Raw genomic sequence first — 14,511 nt, forward strand, 5'->3', positions numbered from 1 at the left:
ATTCTGGAGTCTTGGCGGCTACGTCCTCGGTTTCGTCACCGCGCTCCTCGGACGCAACATGATCTGGGTCTGCACTGAAGCCGTCGAGGCGACCGTGCATCGCCACCTCGAGGATCAGATCGCCTATCTACGTGACCGCGACCGCTCGCTGCACGACCTGATCGCCTCCATTCAGGCGCAGGAGCTGGCGCATCTGCAGCACGCGGTCGACCACCAGCCGCGGCGTGGCCTGGTGCGCGCCGTGACCCTGCCGCTCATCGCACTGGCCACCGAGTCGCTGATCTGGCTCTCCACCTGGGGCGACTCCACCAGCATGCGCAGCGAAATCGCCAGCTAGCCCGCTTGCCAGCCCTGTCGCTGCCGCGCCACAACGGCGCATGTCCACGTCGCTGATTTTTCCGATCTCTGCCGCTGCCCTGCCGCGGATTGCGGCGCTGGCTTATCGCATCTGGCCCGAGGCCTTCGCCGGCATCCTGCCGGCCGACCGCATCCCCGGCATGCTCGCCGAGATCTATGCGCTCGAAACGCTCGCGGCCGATATCGCCGAGCGCGGTCACCAGTATTGGCTCGCCACACATGACGGCCGCGATGTCGGCTTCGCCTCGGCCTACCGCGCCGAGGACCGGGTCTGGATCAAGAAACTCTATTTGCTTGCCGAAACCCGCGGGCTGGGGCTCGGCAAGGCGCTGATCGCCACGGCCCGCGCGCATTTCGGCCCCGAGCTGCCCGTCGCGCTTTACGTCAACGACGGCAACGCTGCCGCCATCGCCTTTTATCGCGCCCAGGGCTTTGAGGTGGAACAGCACGTGCCGGTGCAAATGGGGCCGTATCGGTTCAGCGACTATGTGATGGTGAAACCGGCCTGAGCGGCTGCCCATCGGGCCAAGTTCTGCAAGACATAATCGTGGCAGCCGCCCAGCCGATGGGCGGCCTCGCTCTCGCACGTATGTAAGTGCGTGTTATTGCGTGTCCAATCGGTAGGCATTTCTTGCCGGTCGGCGCGTCTGCATCTGGCTGATTTGCGCACTAACGCCTAGCCCAGGCAATATTTAGCTCTCATTAACCATAAAATACTGACACTTCGGGCGAAGTTCATCGCGTAACCCGGAGTAGAGTCATGCGTGTACTTGTCGTAGCGACTACCGTCTGCCTGTTGGCGGGTATCGTGCCCGCCTCGGCCCAGTCCGTTAATCTCGACTTCACCGGCACCGTTATTCCCGGCTGCACCCTCAGCGCCAGCGATGGCGGCACCCTCGGCCTCGACTACTCGACCGGCACGACGCTCGGTTCCGAAGAGGCCGGCGGCGACGCCGCCCACGTAACCATCCTCTCGATCGGCGCCAACACGCTGACGGTCGGCGCCCCGACCCGCACCGGCCAGGCTGCCGGCTACGTCGCGACGGGCGAGGCGATCCAGGTGCGCTATACCGGCGCCACCGGTCTCTCCTCGATCAACGTCGCCTACACCTCCAGCCAGACGACAAATCCCATCACCACCATCGCCGCATCGGTGCTGACGGTGCACAACCGCATCACCAATCCGAACGGCTTTCCGAATGGCAACTACTCCACGCGGACCGTCGTCACATGCGCCCCGTGAGCCGGCTCGGCGCCAGCGTTGTCGCCTTGGCGGCCATGCTGGCGCCATTGCCCGGGCTCGCCTGCTCCATCAGCCTGCCGGCATCGGGGACGCTCAGGAACTCGATGAGCAACACCGTGCTCGGCTCGCAGGTCAACGGCAACACACCGGCGACGGTGACCATGGTGCTGCCGCTGCTCTCCGGCGTCACCATAACGGTGGACCCGCCGACGCTGGCTGTGTCACCGGGTGGCTACAACGCAACGCTCGAGACCCGTGAGGTTGCCTATAGCGTCGCCAATGTCGGCATCTTTCCAGGCCGCAATCAAGCCTACACCACCGGGAGCACCAGCTTTTCGACCGGACTTCTCGGCGCCGTCGCGCTGAGCATGACGGTGCACAACCGGGTCAACAATCCCAATGGCTTTGCCCCCGGCACCTACACCACGAGGACCATCGTCACATGTCATCCCTGAAGGCCGTCATCGCACCGCTGTTCCTGGCGCTTGGACTGGCAATGGCCGCCCCGGCGTTCGCCCAGTCGCTGTCGCCGCTGGAAAAGAGCGGCCTCACTCCGTCAGACCGCAAGGCCTTCCGCCTGCAGGTCGGCAATCCATACCAGCGGCGCATGACTTTCTCGCTGCTGCCCATGCTGCCCGACTACGCGACGTCGGCCAAAGGCGTGGTGGTCAAACCGGCCGAACTGACCCTCGGCCCCGGTATCACCCGCAACATCATCGTGACGTTCGACATCGATCCAGCAAAAAAGGAGCGGACAATTGCGCTCTGTGTCATGCCTAAGGCCATGGATGGCCCGATCCTTCCGCGCGTGTGTGGTCTGTATACTGGCCGCATGGCCGGCCGCGGCGGCTGACGGTTTGCTGCTGCCGCCCCCGCCGGTTGGGCCCGGCGGCGAGGATTCGATCACCACCTCGGAAGGCGTGCGCTGCAGCCAGTCGATCAACTCGTCGGGCGGCTACCTCGATCTCGGTATCGCCGGCGGCGACCTGTCGAGCGCCTACTCCAATTCCGGCTATGGCAACGACAACGATGGCGCACCGCAAAGCGCTGTCGCCTACGCCCGTGTCATCATCCCGCTGGGCGAGGCCCCGACCCGGCTCAACTGCGCGCGGCTCTATGAGCTCGAAATCCAGAAGCTGAAGGCCGAGATCGAGATGTTGAAGGTCGGGCTGGAATAGCGTGCAGCTGGCTTAAAACCATCTTAACTGCCCTTCGTTAGCGTTCCGCGCTGATTGTGGGGATTTGAGGGGCCTGACCAGAAGTGAAGGCGCTATCGGCCAGTTCCGATCGTAAGGCCGCCGACGCGTTGCTGCTCGACGCGGCGCTGCAGTCGGTTCCCTACGGCTTTTGCGTCTGGTCGGCTGAGTTCAAGCTGGTGATGTTCAACCAGCACTATCTCGACATTTACGGCTTCTCGGCCCGCCGCGTCCGCAAGGGCATGACGCTCGAAGCGGTGGTGAAGCTGTCCTCCGAGATGGGCAACCATCCCGATCAGTCGCCAGAAGAGTTCCTCAGGACCTACAAGGCCGAGCTGCTGGCCAATCGCGGCGGCGCCCGCTCCAAGGTGCGCGAACGCGTTGCCGGCGATCGCTGGCTGGAGACGGCGCACGCCTATTCGCCCGGCCTCGGCTGGGTCGTCACCCACGAGGACGTCACCGAGGAGATCGCCTCCTCCGAGATTATCCAGAAGCGCAAGCGCGAACTCGAGCGACAGAACATCCGGCTCGACGCGGCGGTCAACAATATCTCCCAGGGCCTCTGCATGTACGACCCCAAGGGTCGCCTGGTGATCTGCAACCAGCCCTATCAGCGCATCTACAACCTGCCCGAGCACCTCTTAAAACCCGGCACGCAGCTCGACGACATTCTCGGCCACCTGTTCGACGAGGGCATGCAGGCCGGCGCCAACCGCGAGGACTATATCCGCTGGCGCCGCGAGGTGATCGCGCGCGGCGAATACGGCAAGAATATCCACGAGCTCAACGGCCGTACCATCATGATGCAGCACCATCCGATGAAGGATGGCGGCTGGGTCACCACGCACGAGGACATCACCGAGCAGCGCCAGCAGGAAGAGCGGATCCGCCACCTCGCCCGCCATGATGCGCTGACCCAACTGCCCAACCGCGTGCAGTTCCTCGAGGAAATGGCCGCGGCCGAGCCTGGCCTCGCCCGCGGCGAGCATATCGCGGTGCTCTGCATCGACCTCGATCACTTCAAAGCGGTCAACGACACGCTCGGCCACTCGCTCGGCGACAAGCTGCTGCAGCAGGTCTCGGCCCGCCTCTGGGGCGCGACGCGCGAGAACGACCTGCTCGCCCGGCTGGGCGGCGACGAGTTCGCGCTCTTGCTGCGCGGCGTCGACAATCCGGCGGAAGCCGCGGCGATCGCCGAGCGCATCGTCAAGGCGATGGCCAACCCCTTCACCATCGATGGCCACCAGCTGGTGATCGGCACCTCGGTCGGCATCGCCATGGCGCCGCAGGATGGCGAGACCTCCGAGATCCTGATGAAGAACGCCGACCTGGCGCTCTACAAGGCCAAGAACGAGGGGCGCTCGACCTACCATTTCTTCGAATCCGGCATGGATGCGGCGATCCAGAAGCGCCGCACCATCGAAGCCGGTCTCAGGCTGGCGTTGGCCAAAGGCGAGCTGCGCCTGGTGTTCCAGCCGCTGGTGGGGCTGAAGGAAAACCGCATCACCTGCCTCGAGGCGCTGCTGCGCTGGGACACCGCCGATCGCGGCACCATCTCGCCCACCGAGTTCATTCCGATCGCCGAGGAAACCGGGCTGATCGTGCAGATCGGCGAGTGGGTGCTGCGCGAAGCCTGCCGCACCGCCGCCAGCTGGCCGTCGGGCGTTCGCGTCGCGGTCAACCTGTCGCCGGTGCAGTTCAAGAACAAGCGGCTGTTCGAGACGGTCGAAGCGGCGTTGCGCGATACTGGCCTGCCTCCGACCCGGCTCGAGCTGGAAATCACCGAGTCGCTGCTGCTCTCGGACAACGAACCGACCCTCAAAACCCTGCATAAGCTCAGGGCGCTGGGCGTCCGCATCTCGATGGACGATTTCGGCACCGGCTATTCCTCGCTGAGCTATCTGCGCAGCTTTCCCTTCGACAAGATCAAGATCGACCGCTCGTTCATGCGCGACCTGAAATCGAAGGGCGACAGCCTCGCCATCATCAAGGCGGTGATCGGGCTCGGCCAGTCGCTGGGCATGTCGACCACCGCCGAGGGCATCGAAACCGAGGAGCAGCTCGCCGCGGTGCGCGACCAGGGCTGCAACGAAGTCCAGGGCTTCCTGTTCTCGCCGCCGATCGGCGCCCAGGCCGTCGCCGACATGCTGGCCGAGGAAATGGCGAACCGCCCCAAACTGCGCCGCGTCTCGTGATGTCGGGCGCGATGCGCCAATCGACCTATGACCAGCTCCTGGCGCTCGCCCGCCACTGCAGCCGCCTGCCGGCCGACGCCGACGACCTGCTGCAGGATGCGCTGATCGAGGCGATCCGCGTCGGCCGTGCCGATTTCACCCGTCCCGAACACCGGCGCTGGCTGGTCGGAGTGATGCGCAACAAGGCCAAGATGGCGGCCCGCGGCGCCAGCCGCCGCCGCACCCGCGACAGCGCCTGGCAGGAAACGCGTCCCGCGCTTCCGGAAACCGACGAGACCCCGATCAGCGCGCTCCTGACCGGCTTGCCGCCAGCGCTGAAAGCGGTCGCCGCGCTGGCGCTCAGCGGCCACGACCGGCGCGAGATCGCTTATCTGCTGCGGCTTGATGAGGTGACGCTGCGCCAGCGCATCTCCACCCTCGGCAAGCGCCTGCGTGCCGCCGGCCTGGCGCTGCCGGAGGGGACACCCGGGCTCGGGCTCAACCTCGCCTATGGCCGGATCCGCGACGCGTTGCTGCCGGCTTTGCTGCGCGAGGGCGGCATTTTCGCCAGCCACGATCCTGACGGGCACCTGTTCATCGTGCGGCGAGCCCCGCCAGGCTGAGGTCTGAGCAGGGCCGCTCGACGCGTCCGCGAAGTTGCGCTCTAGTTGGTGGCGTTGCTCACGTTCTGCCGGTCCGCGGCAACAACAGGCGTAAGAACCATCAGGAACTCTGACCCATGATTCCCAAACCGCACCGCGCCAGCATCGTCTACTACGTCGCCGACATCGCCCGCACCGAGCGCTTCTACAACGACACTCTCGGCATCGCGCTCACCCGCATGGAGGGCGCCGAGCCCTATTGGCTGCAGGGCTCGCTCGACCAGGGCCTCGACATCATCTTCTTCGAAATGGAAGGGTCGCGCGGCAGCTCGCCGGCGCTGATCTTCGATCTTGCCGAAGGCGGCATCGACGATGTGGTGGCCGCCCTGGTCGCCCACGGCGTCACCATCGTCACGCCAGTCAGCGAGGCGCCCGGCGGCTGGAGCGCCGACTTTCTGGATCCGGATGGCTTTGGCCTTGGTCTCTACCAGTCGGGCGACAAACCGCGATCGCTGAAGGGCTGACCTCGCATCAAGGGGGCGCGCGCAAACGTGCGGGCGCCCCGCCCGTTCCATAGAAGTGATGCAAATCAATGTGATGGCACATCCCATCACCGGCACAGCGTCGCCGAAACTCTCCCCGTCCATTGCCGTAGCTGCTCTCAGCGTCGCCACGACAATCGCGAAGTCCAACTTCGCCAGATGGAGAAACTCCCATGCATGTCCAACAGGATCGCAGCCGCCGCTGGCTGCTGAAATGGTCTGCTGCCTCGGCGGCAGGCGTCGCCATTGGCGGGGCGCTGCTGCCCAATTTCGGCATTTCCGCCGCGCTGGCCGCCGATCTCGGCGAAGGCGATGTCGGCGTGCTCAACTACGCCTATGCGCTGGAGCAGCTCGAGGCGGCTTTCTACACCATGGTCGTCGACAGCCCCTATGCCGACATTTCCGGCGATGAGACGGCGCTGCTCACCGACATCCGCGACCATGAGGTCGAGCATCGCGAGTTCCTCAAGAAGGCTCTCGGCGATGGCGCCATTCCGGCGCTCGAGGTTGATTTCTCGGCTGTCGACTTCAAGAGCCGCGCCAGTGTGCTCGGTACCGCCATGGTATTCGAGGATCTCGGCGTCGGCGCCTATAACGGCGCCGGCAAACTGATAGAGAACCCTGACTACCTGCTTGCCGCCGGCAAGATCGTCTCGGTCGAAGCCCGCCATGCAGCCGCGATCCGCGACCTGCTCAACCCCAACAGCGTCTCGTTTGCCGGCGACGATGTGGTCGACAAGAACGGCCTCGACGTGGCCTACGCGCCCACCGAGGTGCTGCCCAAGGCGGGTCCGTTCATCAAGACCGACGTCACCGCCAATAGCTTCATGTGAGGAGAGACCAGATGACACTCAACCAGAACACCCTCCTCGCCGGCGTCGATCCGGAGATCACCGAACGCCTCGTCGCCAACCGTCGTGAGTTCTTCCGCTCGTCCGCGCTGAAGCTCGGCGCCCTCGCCAGCGCCCCGCTGCTGCTCGCCGCCGCGTCGCAGCAGGCATTCGGTCAGGACCTGCCGGCGGAAATCACCGACGTGCTGCTGTTTGCGCTCACCCTCGAGCATGTCGAGGATGCCTTCTACCGCTCCGGTCTCGAGGCAAAGGGACTGATCCCGAAGCAGTATGTGGGTATCTTCAACCAGATCGGTAAGCACGAGGCGGAACACGTGGCGTTCCTCACCGCCGCGCTCGGCCCCAAGGCCATCAAGCGCCCTAAGCTCGATCTCACCGCCGGCGGTAAGTACGCCGACGCGCTGACCAACTTCGACACCTACCTGACCCTCAGCCAGACCTTCGAAGACCTGGGTGTGGCCGCCTACAAAGGCCAGGCGGGCAACCTGATCTCGAAGGACGACATCCTGACCGCCGCGCTGCAGATCCACTCGGTGGAAGCGCGTCACGCCGCGATCGTCCGCAGGATCGGCGGCAAGAAGAGCTGGGATGGCGCCTTCGATGAACCGATGAGCAAAGACGACGTGCTGGCTGCCGCGACGCCCTTCCTGGCATAGCTAACGCCGCGCGACCAGCGGATCGGCCACCCTCCTCACTGGGGTGGCCGGTCCGCGCAGCGATGCGCCGCAAACCAGCTATTCGGCGAATTGTCTTGAGAATGTGACCCTTGTCCGATATGGGGCGCGACTAATCTCCTGAACATCCGATCGGCCGCCCCCCATGTCTTTGCGTAACATCGCAATCATTGCTCACGTTGACCATGGCAAGACCACCATGATCGACGTCCTGCTCAAGCAGTCCGGCTCGTTCCGCGAGAACCAGCGCGTTGAAGAGCGCGCCATGGACAGCAATGACCTCGAGCGCGAGCGCGGCATCACCATTCTGGCGAAGGTGACTTCGCTGGTGTGGAAGGATACCCGCATCAACATCGTCGATACCCCCGGCCACGCCGACTTCGGCGGCGAGGTGGAGCGCATCCTGTCGATGGTCGATGGCGTGGTGATCCTCGTCGACGCCGCCGAAGGCCCGATGCCGCAGACCAAGTTCGTGCTCGGCAAGGCTTTGGCCCAGGGGCTTCGCCCGATCGTTGCGATCAACAAGATCGACCGCCCCGACGAGCGCCACCTCGAAGTGCTGGAAGAAATCTTCGATCTGTTCATCGCGCTGGACGCGACCCCCGAGCAGCTCGATTTCCCGGTGCTTTATGGCGCCGCCAAGCTCGGCTGGATGTCCGAAAAGCCGGAAGGCCCCAAGGACTCGCTGGCCCCGCTGCTCGACAAGGTGCTGGAATACGTGCCCGCCCCGAAGGTGGAAGAGGGCCCGTTCCGCATGCTGGTCACCACCATTGAGCGCAACCCGTTCCTCGGCCGCATCCTCACCGGCCGCATCACCTCGGGTACGGTCAAGGCCGGTGACCCGATCCATTCACTCGGCCGCGACGGCAAGATCGTCGAGAAGGGCCGCGTTTCGAAAGTGCTGGCCTTCCGTGGCCTCGAACGCACCCCGATCGATCTCGCCGAAGCCGGCGACATCGTCGCCATTGCCGGCCTCGAAACTTCGACCGTCGCCGACACCCTGGTCAACCCGTCGGTGACCGTGCCGCTGCCGTCAAAACCGATCGATCCGCCGACCCTGTCGGTCACCTTCCGCATCAATGACGGGCCGCTGGCCGGCCGCGAAGGCGACAAGGTGCAGTCGCGCGTCATCCGCGAGCGCCTGTTCCGTGAAGCCGAAGGCAACGTCGCCATCAAGATCACCGAAGGCGATGACAACGACTCGTTCGAAGTCGCCGGTCGCGGCGAACTGCAGCTCGCCGTGCTGATCGAGAACATGCGCCGCGAAGGTTTTGAGCTGACCATCGGCCGCCCGCGCGTCGTCATCCGCGAGGAGAACGGTCAGAAGCTCGAGCCGATCGAGGAAGTGATCATCGACGTCGATGACGAGCACACCGGCGTCGTGGTGCAGAAGCTGACCGAGCGCAAAGGCGACCTCGTCGACATGCGCCCCTCCGGCGTCGGCCGCCAGCGCCTCCGCTTCTACGTGCCGACCCGCTCGCTGATCGGCTACCAGCCGGAGCTCCTGTCCGATACCCGCGGCACCGCCATCTTCAACCGGCTGTTCCACGAGTATCAGCCGTTCAAGGGCGCCCTGCCCGGCCGCCGCACCGGTGTGCTGATCTCCAACGGCACCGGCCAGGCCGTGACCTACGCGCTGTGGAACCTCGAAGAGCGCGGCCCGATCATGATCGATGCCGGCGTCGACATCTACGAAGGCATGATCATCGGCGAGCACGCCCGCGAGAACGATCTCGAAGTGAATGCGCTGAAGGGCAAGCAGCTGACCAACATCCGCACCACGTCTAAGGATGAAGCGGTCCGCCTGACCCCGCCCAAGAAGCTCACCCTCGAGCAGTCGCTCGGCTACATCGCCGACGACGAGTATGTCGAAGTGACGCCCAAATCCATCCGTCTGCGCAAGATCTGGCTCGACCCCAACGATCGCAAGCGCATGATGCGCGCCGCCAAGGCGAGCTGATCGTCGGCTCCCGCTGCCGAATTTGAAGATCCCCGCGTCAGCGGGGATCTTCGTTTTTGCGCCCCAAAAACCGCGTTTCCGGCTTTCGCGGCAATGACCCTGTGGGCTACTGAAACCCGGGCAAACGACGGAGCAACGAACACGCATGGCCAGCTGGATCACCCAGATCATCACCGACCTCGGCTATGTCGGGATCGCCCTGCTGATGCTGCTCGAGGCAGTGTTCCCGCCAATCCCCTCCGAACTGATCGTGCCGTTCGCCGGCTTTGCCGCCGGAGAGGGTACGCTCAACGTCTTCGGCGTGATCCTCGCCGCCACTCTCGGCTCGCTGATCGGCATGCTGCCCTGGTACTTCGTCGGCAGGCTGTTCGGTCTCGAACGGGTCAAGTGGCTGGCCGACCGCATCGGCCGCTGGTTCGCCTTCAATGCCGACGAGATCGATTATGCCGCCCGCATCTTCGCGCGCTGGGGCAAGCCCATTGTTCTGGTGGGGCGGCTGTTCCCGATCCTTCGCACCCTGATCTCGGTGCCCGCCGGACTCGCGAAGATGAATTTCCTTGCCTTCGCACTGTTCTCGGCCATCGGCATGCTGATCTGGAACAGCGTGCTGGTCGGCGCCGGCTACCTGCTGCACGAGCACTACCACCTGGTCGAAAGCTGGCTCGACCCGCTGACCTGGGTGGTGCTGATCGCCGTGGTCGGGCTCTACGTGTTCCGCCTGTTCACCTGGCGTCCGAACCGCGCCAGCCAAAAAATCTGAGGTCCATGTCACACCGGCTGGGGGCCGGGTCGTCTTGTTGTCGTGAGCATCACAATGACATGGAGACAATGATGACCAAGCGCATCAACCCCTACGCCCGGATGGACCTGATTCAGCCGCTGATCGACTACAGCCAGGCCGTGCCCGATGTCGGCCTCGAGCCGACCCTGGCGCATCTGGTGAAGATCCGCGCCAGCCAGATCAACGGCTGCGCCGTGTGCCTCGTCATGCACAGCCAGGAAGCCCGCCAGGACGGCGAAACCGAAATGCGCATCTACCTGCTCGATGCCTGGCGCGAAGCGCTGCATTTCACCCCGCGCGAGCGCGCCGCTCTGGCCTGGACCGAGGCGCTGACGAGGCTCGATCATACCGCCGACGCGGCCTACGAGCTGGTGGCGGCGGAATTCAGCGAGGCCGAGCAGGTCGTCCTCACCCTCTTGATCGGCAACATCAATACCTGGAACCGCATCAATGCCGGCTTCCGGGTGAACCCGCCGCGTTCGGCGATCATCAAGGTCGCGGCGTAACATGGATGCCGGGCGGGCCGATGCGGCCATCAGTTTCGAACCCCATCGGCCCCGCCTCACCCGGGTGGCCTACCGCATGCTCGGCTCGGTCGCCGATGCCGAGGATGTGGTGCAGGACGCGTTCCTGCGCTGGCACACGACCGACCGCTCCGAGATCGACAATGCCGAGGCCTTCCTGGTGCGCGTCGTCACCCGGCTCTGCCTCGACGTGCTGAAATCCTCGCGCCGCAAGCGGGAGATCTATATCGGCCCCTGGCTCCCCGACCCGGTGGTCGACAGCGAGGCTGACATGGCCGAGGACGTCACCCTGCCCCTCCTCCTCGCGCTGGAGCGGCTCTCGCCGCTCGAGCGCGCTGCCTTCCTGCTGCACGACGTGTTCGGCATGGAGTTTGAGGAAGTGGCGACCGCCATCGATCGCGAGCCGGCCGCCTGCCGGCAGCTGGCGGCGCGGGCCCGCCAGCATGTGCACGAAGCGCGGCCGCGCTTCGCCGTCGACCAGCGGCGCGGCCTCGAATTCGCCGAAGCCTTCTTTGCCGCCTCGCAGACCGGCGATATGGCCATGCTCAAATCCATGCTCGCCGCCGATATCACCGTTACCGCCGATGGCGGCGGCAAGCGCCCGGCCGGCCCGGTGCCGATTGTCGGCTTCGACGCCGTGATGAAACTGATGGAACGGATGGCGCGGATGTTCGCCAGTGCGCCGTCGCAGCTCGTCCGCTTCGCCACCATCAACGGGCTCCCCGGCTTCGTCACGCTCGAGGCGGATGGCGAGCTGCAGACCACCGCGCTCGACATCGTCGACGGCAAGATTGCCGGCATCTACGTGGTCCGCAATCCTGACAAGCTCGGACACCTCGATGGCATGGCGCTCAACTGAGCGCCAACCCACCGCGCTCAAAGGCAAAATCGTCGCGCCCGCTTGCCGCCTGCCGTTCCGCCCCCTAAATAGGGCGACGAACCCGAGGGCCACCCGATGATCTTTGCCATTCTGCAGACGCTGAGCTTCATTCTGAACATCGTCTGGTGGATCTTCCTGATCATGATCATCATGAGCTGGCTGATCAGCTTCAACGTGATCAACACCCGCAACCAGTTCGTCGCCTCGGTCTGGCGCGTGCTGAACCAGATCACCGAACCGATCCTGAAGCCGATCCGCCGGGTCATTCCGTCCGTGGGCGGGCTCGACCTGTCGCCGCTGATCGTCTTCGTCATCATCTTCTTCCTGCAGAACCTCATCAACTTCTACGCCGCCCGGGCTGCCGTCGGCGCGCTCTGAGCCGAGCGCCTTGCTGCCTCAGGGCTATGAGGTCTCCACCGATCCCACGCGGATCGACCTCGACTATGTGCATCGCTACCTGAGCCAGGAGAGCTACTGGGCCGGCGCCGTCCCGCGTGAGGTCGTCGCTCGCTCGGTGGCCAACGCCCTGAGTTTTGGGCTCTATGGCCCCGATGGCGCGCAGGTCGGCTTCGCCCGCGTCGTCACCGACCGCGCCACCTTCGCCTGGCTGGCCGACGTCTTCATCGATCCTGGCCGGCAGGGCCTCGGGCTCGGCAAGGGCCTGATGGACGCCATCATCGCCCATCCCGACCTGCAGGGCCTGCGCCGCTTCATGCTGGCCACTGCCGACGCCCACGGCCTCTACGAGCGCTATGGCTTCACCGCGGTCGAGCATCCCGAGCGACTGATGGTGAAACTCCGCACCGACCTCTATCCGCGCTCGTGAAGCCGGCCTTCGAGCCACTGCCGGACGGCATCCGCCTCCATCTGCGCGTCACCCCCAATGCCGGCCTCGACCGCGTCGAGGGTTACGAGACCCGCGACGATGGCGCCAGTGTGCTCCGGGTGCGGGTGAAAGCGGTGCCAGACAAGGGCAAGGCCAATGCGGCGGTGATCGGGCTCCTCAGCAAAATGCTGGGCTTGCCCAAGTCAGCGGTCACTCTGATCGCGGGCGACACGGCGCGGCTCAAGACCCTGCATGTCGTCGGCGACCCCGAGATCCTTGCCGCAGCCCTCGCCAAACTGGGCTAGTCTGCGCGAACCGTCCTTGCTGAGGGCACCAAACCTACCCCACCCACGGTGTCCCCGGCGAAGGAAGGCCGGGGCAAACAAGCCGCGTTGCAGCAGCGGAGTAACCTTCTTACATTACGGTCAGCATCAAACCGGAGCGTGCGATGAAAGTCTCCCGCGAGCAGGCGACGAAGAACCGTGCCCATGTCGTCGAGGTCGCCGGCGCGCAGTTCCGCCGGCATGGCTTTGACGGCATCGGCGTTGCCGACCTGATGCAGGCTGCCGGGCTGACGCATGGCGGCTTCTACAACAATTTTGCCAGTAAGGACGCGCTCGCCGCCGAGGCGGTGACCCTGGTGTTTGCCGAAACCACCGAGCGCCTGCGCCAGTACGCGCTGGCCGCTGCCGATCCCTATTCCGCGATGGTCAGTTACTACCTTTCGCCCGAGCATCGCGACTCGATCGAAGCCGGCTGCGCCATTGCCGCCCTGTCGCAGGATGCGGCGCGCGGCAGCCAGGAGCTTCGCGCTGCCTTCGAGCTGGGCATCGCCGCTTATCTCGACCTGATCGTCGAGCTCGCCGGCGTCACCCGGCCGCGCGCCATGGCCATCTACGCCACCATGGTCGGCGCGCTCACCCTCTCCCGCACCGTCACCGACCCCGCGTTGAGCGCCGACCTGCTGGGTGCCGCAGCCGACGGTCTCCTCGCCGGCAAAGATTCTTAGCCCGTGCCCTTGCCACGTTAAATTATGATCATCATGTAAAAGGCGTCACGCCATTTGCAGGAGATCGATCATGGCCGCACAAACCGCCCTCATCACCGGAGCCTCCTCGGGCATCGGCGAAATCTACGCCGACCGCCTCGCCAAACGCGGCTACGACCTGGTGCTGGTCGGCCGCAACGCTGAAAAGCTGCAGCAGCTCGCCACCAGCCTCGCCAGCTCCCACGGCATCAAGGTCGAGCGCATCGTCGCCGACCTCGGCGAGCCCGCCGGCCTCGCACGTGTCGAGCGCCGCCTCGAGGCCGATCCGGCTATCACGCTGCTGGTCAATTCCGCCGGCCTGATCGGTGGTGGTCCGCTCAGCGCCGGCAATCTCGACGAGCTCAGCAGCATGCTGAACATCAACGTCGTCGCCCTTACCCGCCTCGCCGCTGTCGCCGCCAAGGTCTTCGCCGCCCGCGGCAACGGCGCCATCGTCAACCTCGCCTCCGCCATGGCCTTCATCGATACGCCCGCCGCAGCGGCCTATGCCGCCTCGAAAGCCTATGTGCTGAACCTCTCGCTCTCGCTCGATCTCGACGTGAAGCCACAGGGCGTGCAAGTGCAGGCCGTGCTGCCCGGCTACACCCGCACCCCGATGATCTCAGGCGGCGCCGGCCTGCCCGCCGAGATCGTCATGGATGCCGACGCCATGGTCGATGCAGCGCTGGCCGGCTTCGATGCCGGCGAACTGGTCACCATCCCCTCGCTCGAAGCCGTCGCCGCCTATGACGATTGGGCCGAGCGACGCGTGGCGCTACGGCCGCATCTGTCGCTGTCGAAGCCCGCCTCGCGCTACGCTGCTGCGTAGTATGTCGCTGCAACGCAACTGATAGCGGTGCGGGAAGAGCACCCC

General features: G+C 65.3%; 20 protein-coding genes. All 20 read left to right on the forward strand.

The annotated features are described in order from the left end of the window. Positions 1 to 337: demethoxyubiquinone hydroxylase family protein (locus VW23_RS14615; RefSeq protein WP_084646147.1), on the forward strand; the 337-nt coding region annotated here is incomplete at its 5' end. Between the two features lie 40 nt (positions 338 to 377). Further along, on the forward strand, positions 378 to 866 hold the full coding sequence (locus tag VW23_RS14620) for a GNAT family N-acetyltransferase (RefSeq protein WP_069910289.1): 489 nt from the start codon (positions 378 to 380) through the stop codon (positions 864 to 866). A 251-nt stretch (positions 867 to 1,117) separates the two neighbouring features. Further along, positions 1,118 to 1,600 carry a hypothetical protein gene (locus VW23_RS14625; RefSeq protein WP_141728343.1) on the forward strand — a complete coding sequence of 161 codons (483 nt, stop codon included), beginning with the start codon at positions 1,118 to 1,120 and terminating at the stop codon, positions 1,598 to 1,600. Continuing rightward, positions 1,588 to 2,055, forward strand: coding sequence for a hypothetical protein (locus tag VW23_RS14630; protein ID WP_069910291.1), 468 nt, complete (start codon positions 1,588 to 1,590; stop codon positions 2,053 to 2,055). Before VW23_RS14625 ends, VW23_RS14630 begins: the two co-directional genes overlap by 13 nt. Further along, on the forward strand, positions 2,043 to 2,453 hold the full coding sequence (locus tag VW23_RS14635) for a hypothetical protein (RefSeq protein ID WP_069910292.1): 411 nt from the start codon (positions 2,043 to 2,045) through the stop codon (positions 2,451 to 2,453). Before VW23_RS14630 ends, VW23_RS14635 begins: the two co-directional genes overlap by 13 nt. A gap of 4 nt (positions 2,454 to 2,457) precedes the next feature. Beyond that, the gene (locus VW23_RS14640; RefSeq protein WP_069910293.1) at positions 2,458 to 2,778 is read left to right on the forward strand and encodes a hypothetical protein; all 321 of its coding nucleotides are present in this window, start codon (positions 2,458 to 2,460) and stop codon (positions 2,776 to 2,778) included. A gap of 83 nt (positions 2,779 to 2,861) precedes the next feature. Next, positions 2,862 to 4,991, forward strand: coding sequence for an EAL domain-containing protein (locus tag VW23_RS14645; RefSeq protein WP_069910294.1), 2,130 nt, complete (start codon positions 2,862 to 2,864; stop codon positions 4,989 to 4,991). An 11-nt stretch (positions 4,992 to 5,002) separates the two neighbouring features. Beyond that, entirely contained in the window at positions 5,003 to 5,593 is a 591-nt protein-coding gene (locus VW23_RS14650) for an RNA polymerase sigma factor (protein ID WP_176730406.1), read from the forward strand. A gap of 116 nt (positions 5,594 to 5,709) precedes the next feature. Then, positions 5,710 to 6,096, forward strand: coding sequence for a VOC family protein (locus VW23_RS14655; protein WP_069910296.1), 387 nt, complete (start codon positions 5,710 to 5,712; stop codon positions 6,094 to 6,096). Between the two features lie 191 nt (positions 6,097 to 6,287). Then, positions 6,288 to 6,947 (forward strand): ferritin-like domain-containing protein, encoded by a 660-nt coding sequence (locus VW23_RS14660; protein ID WP_069910297.1) that lies wholly within the window; start codon positions 6,288 to 6,290, stop codon positions 6,945 to 6,947. 11 nt (positions 6,948 to 6,958) lie between these two features. Further along, complete coding sequence (locus VW23_RS14665; RefSeq protein WP_069910298.1) at positions 6,959 to 7,621, forward strand: ferritin-like domain-containing protein; 663 nt, start codon at positions 6,959 to 6,961, stop codon at positions 7,619 to 7,621. A gap of 163 nt (positions 7,622 to 7,784) precedes the next feature. Continuing rightward, entirely contained in the window at positions 7,785 to 9,599 is a 1,815-nt protein-coding gene (gene typA, locus VW23_RS14670) for a translational GTPase TypA (RefSeq protein WP_069910299.1), read from the forward strand. Positions 9,600 to 9,744: 145 nt separating this feature from the next. After that, complete coding sequence (locus tag VW23_RS14675) at positions 9,745 to 10,359, forward strand: DedA family protein (protein ID WP_069910300.1); 615 nt, start codon at positions 9,745 to 9,747, stop codon at positions 10,357 to 10,359. 101 nt (positions 10,360 to 10,460) lie between these two features. Beyond that, complete coding sequence (locus tag VW23_RS14680; protein ID WP_407065053.1) at positions 10,461 to 10,886, forward strand: carboxymuconolactone decarboxylase family protein; 426 nt, start codon at positions 10,461 to 10,463, stop codon at positions 10,884 to 10,886. 1 nt (position 10,887) lies between these two features. Continuing rightward, positions 10,888 to 11,763: a sigma-70 family RNA polymerase sigma factor gene (locus VW23_RS14685; protein ID WP_069910301.1), complete on the forward strand. Its 876-nt coding sequence runs from the start codon at positions 10,888 to 10,890 to the stop codon at positions 11,761 to 11,763. 96 nt (positions 11,764 to 11,859) lie between these two features. Then, a complete protein-coding gene (locus VW23_RS14690) occupies positions 11,860 to 12,162 on the forward strand; it encodes a YggT family protein (protein ID WP_176730407.1) in 303 nt (100 codons plus the stop codon). Between the two features lie 10 nt (positions 12,163 to 12,172). Then, positions 12,173 to 12,610, forward strand: a complete 438-nt coding sequence (locus tag VW23_RS14695; protein WP_069910302.1) for a GNAT family N-acetyltransferase — start codon at positions 12,173 to 12,175, stop codon at positions 12,608 to 12,610. Beyond that, positions 12,607 to 12,915: a DUF167 family protein gene (locus VW23_RS14700; RefSeq protein WP_069910303.1), complete on the forward strand. Its 309-nt coding sequence runs from the start codon at positions 12,607 to 12,609 to the stop codon at positions 12,913 to 12,915. Before VW23_RS14695 ends, VW23_RS14700 begins: the two co-directional genes overlap by 4 nt. A gap of 143 nt (positions 12,916 to 13,058) precedes the next feature. Beyond that, complete coding sequence (locus VW23_RS14705) at positions 13,059 to 13,619, forward strand: TetR/AcrR family transcriptional regulator (RefSeq protein ID WP_069910304.1); 561 nt, start codon at positions 13,059 to 13,061, stop codon at positions 13,617 to 13,619. A 70-nt stretch (positions 13,620 to 13,689) separates the two neighbouring features. Beyond that, positions 13,690 to 14,466 carry an SDR family NAD(P)-dependent oxidoreductase gene (locus tag VW23_RS14710; protein ID WP_069910305.1) on the forward strand — a complete coding sequence of 259 codons (777 nt, stop codon included), beginning with the start codon at positions 13,690 to 13,692 and terminating at the stop codon, positions 14,464 to 14,466. Positions 14,467 to 14,511 lie beyond the last annotated feature (45 nt).

Source organism: Devosia insulae DS-56, assembly GCF_000970465.2.
Taxonomy (GTDB): domain Bacteria; phylum Pseudomonadota; class Alphaproteobacteria; order Rhizobiales; family Devosiaceae; genus Devosia_A; species Devosia_A insulae.